Raw genomic sequence first — 2,596 nt, 5'->3', positions numbered from 1 at the left:
CGGGGTCGGTGGCCTGGTAGTTCTCGCGGATGACCTGCCGGGGGTCCTTGCCGGGCTCGATGGTGAGGGCATCGGGTCCGGTGATCGTCGGCCCCTCATCGAGGACGAACGCCGATGCCGCCGTGGCGGTGTTACCGGCCTTGTCGGTGGCGACGGCGATCAGGGTGTGCCGTCCCTTGGCGAGGTCGGGGACATCCTTGAGACGGACGGTGATCTCCTTCGAGGTCTCCGCCTTCTCCCCGGCCGAGGCGGTCTGTGCCACGGGCTCACCCTGCCGGAGTTCGGTGTGGCTGGCCTTGGGATGTGGAACCGGCGCCACGACCTCCGCCGCGACCTGCTGGTCATCGATCAGCACCACGAGGTTCTCGAGATTCTCATCCGACACCTTGACCGTGAACTCGGCGTCAGGTCCGGTTGCTCCCTTGGGTCCCTCGAGGGCAAGGTCCGGGGAGTGATCGTCAACCACGATCGGGATCCGCTGTTCGAACCCGTTCGTCGCCCGATCCACGAGCGACACATCCAGGATCTGGTTCTCCTTGAGACCCGGAACGGTCGTCTTGAAGGGCAGCCGGTTGTTCGCCCCGGAGTCCCACAGGTTCGTGAACTCCTCGATCACGTTGCCGTTGACCAACAGCTTGTAGCCGAACTCGTTGTCCCAGACCTCTCCGGAGAGGGTGACGTCGGCGGGGGCCTTCGTCACATAGATGGCGCCGTCGGCGTGGGGTTTCGGATCCATCTTCAGATCGAGGCCCGGGAGCGACCGATCGTAGAAGAACCGCCAGTTCCTTTCATGTCGTGATCCGTCAGCAGCGACCATCACATAGCCGACGGAAGTGAGGCCGTTGACCAGGTCGATGGGGACCGAGAACCTGAGGTCGTCGTCGAGGGGGACCTCCTTGCCCGCGATCTGGAAGGAGTTGGGTTTCTCGGTGAGCTTGCCCTTGAGGGTCAGCCGCGCCGCCACCTCGCCGGGGCCCGCGTCCTGGTTGATGATCTCCAGGTTCTGGAAGGCGGGAGTGACGGCGAACAAGTGGCTGCTGAGTCCGGGTTCCTCCAGCGCTGGGTCATCGAAGTGGATGAGCGGGATGCCAGCAGGGTTGGACCCCGTGGTGAACCAGGCCTGCACCAGAGTGTTGGTGATCTGGTCCTTCTCCTTGAGCTGCGCGGCGTGGTCCATCACATCCAGCACCAGCAGCCCATTCCTGGGCGTGAAGGTGTGGGTGAAGCGCCCCTCCGCATCCACCGTGACCTCGTCCTTTCCATTGTGTACGGCGATGTCGCCCGGAGCGGCGAGGTCGTCGGTGACGCGTCCGGAGATGGTCACGGTGCCGTCGGGGGCGAGGATGAGTCGGCCTTGGGCGTCGAGGGGGATGGAGGTGAGTTCCAGGGTTGGTGGGGTGGTGTCGAGTCCGAGCCAGTGGGTGGTTCGTCCGAGTTCCTGGCCGTTGGCGGAGTAGGCGATGAACTCGTAGTCGTTGCGTCCGCCGTTCACTGGGGCCTGGATCTGGGCCTTGCCGTCCTTGATGTCGACGGGGGTGCCGTTGAAGGTCGCCTTGGTCACCTCGGGGGCCAGGAGCAGGGTGAGGGCGGCCTTCCCGTCGATGATCGCAGGAGCGCTTTCCGGGTCGGTCTCCGTGCCCACCCAACGATCCAGCTCGGGGCTCTGCATCACCCGGAGCGGACGGACGTGGTAGAAGTCCCGCAGTTGAGAGATGTTGCCGGCCCGGTCCCTGATGGCGATGTCCACATAGGAGTCACTCCCGGCCATTTCCGCAGGGACGGTGAGCGTGTAGGTGCCGGTGCCGCTGGGGGTGGCCTCGAACGGCGCGCCGAGGAGGCCGTCGTGGGCGAGGACCGGGAACTCGTCGCTCAGCCCGGAGCGGTCATCGGTGGCGGTCACGGTGTAGGTGCGGGACCCGTCGGCGCCAGTCTCGACCGTGTAGGTGCCCCGGGGGAGGACGGTGTCGATGCCGACGGGAAGATCGGTGATCTGCCAGTCGAAGTCCTCGGACAGACGGGCCTTGATCCGGAACGTGTAGGTCCCCAACGACGTGTCCGGCAGCTGCTCGAACTGACCCGTCGTCGGGTTGTACAGGGTGCCATCCCAACCGTGTTCTGGCGCCTCTCTGGCGGCGGAGAAGAACGAGGTCGGCAGTGTGTCGAGCGTGGGACGCAGTTGCTCACGCACTTTGCCCAGGCTGCGAACCACTTCGCCGTCCTTGAGGACCTCGAACTCGACGTCCCCCGCGGAGCGGAGCAACGCGAAAGCCGGGATGAGGTGGTCGTAGAAATGATCCTTGTTGGGGGACATCCAGCTCGTCGGTACGGAGAACGCGCCCAAGGGGGCGACGAGGCTGGTCACGTTCGGCTGTTCGGGTCCGAGGATCCCGTCGAGAACAGGCGTCTTCCCGGAACCCCGCGGATAATCAATGATGGGTTCGGCGTTCCAGTCGCCGACGAAGCCGAGGTAGGGCACGACCAGGTCGGGTTGGGTGTCGTCTGCCGAGTTGAGGGTGGCCCAGCCCTGGGTCCAGTGTCTGGTGCTGGGCTCGGGGGTGAGGGTGTAGTCGATGGTGGTGGTGCCGCCGGCGGGGAC

At 65.5% G+C, this 2,596-nt stretch carries 1 pseudogene; it reads right to left on the bottom strand.

Annotated elements, in window-relative coordinates:
* A pseudogene (locus EII35_RS16085) lies at positions 1-2,596 on the bottom strand (hypothetical protein); the annotation flags it as partial.

Source organism: Arachnia propionica (assembly GCF_003932785.1).
Taxonomy (GTDB): domain Bacteria; phylum Actinomycetota; class Actinomycetes; order Propionibacteriales; family Propionibacteriaceae; genus Arachnia; species Arachnia propionica_B.
Note: the sequence above shows the minus strand (reverse complement) of the source record. Positions and strands in the feature narration are given on the sequence as shown.